Origin of the sequence: Protofrankia sp. Cr1, assembly GCF_963555865.1 — a bacterium.
GTDB lineage: Bacteria > Actinomycetota > Actinomycetes > Frankiales > Frankiaceae > Protofrankia.
Genome location: NZ_CAUVXO010000211.1, coordinates 8,829 through 9,351 on the forward strand (window position 1 = coordinate 8,829; position 523 = coordinate 9,351).

The window sequence follows — 523 nt, forward strand, 5'->3', positions numbered from 1 at the left end:
TGCTGGTCGAACTTGTCGCAGCAGTAGAACACCGCGTCGTAGACGGGCGCCCAGGCCCGGCAGAAGGCTTCCATCGCGCGTAGGACGGGTGCGTGGGGTCCGTCCGGGCCGCCGGGCAGGACGAGCCAGGCGTAGGCCAGGACGTTCGCGATCGTCTTGTCACAGATGATCATCGCGTGTTGGCGGGCGGTGCGAAGCTGGCTGGACAGCTGGGCGGCGAACAGGTCGACCTCGGTTTCCAGGTCGAACTCGCCGCGGCCGTGCACGACGATCTCCTCGATGAACGGGCTGTTGCGCGCCGGCTCGGGGACGCAGGCGACGTGCACACCCCGCTCCCGGTAGTAGGCGGCAAGGGCGTGGGTGAGGGTGGTCTTGCCGGAGGCGTGGGTGCCCTCGACGGCGACGACGAGGCAGTTGCGCAGCATCAGCGGGCTCCTTCCGCGGCCAGCGTCTGGTCGTCGCGACCGGGCGGTTTCGCTTGGCGGGACGAGGGCCGTGTCGGATGGGCCGCCGCGCGCGTCGA

Annotated in this window: 1 protein-coding gene; it reads right to left on the bottom strand. The window is 70.4% G+C overall.

Annotation, left to right across the window (positions count from 1 at the left end; genetic code table 11):
- Window positions 1–425: AAA family ATPase (locus tag U9980_RS16425; RefSeq protein WP_322768720.1), on the bottom strand; the 425-nt coding region annotated here is incomplete at its 3' end.
- Between the last annotated feature and the right edge of the window lie 98 nt (window positions 426–523).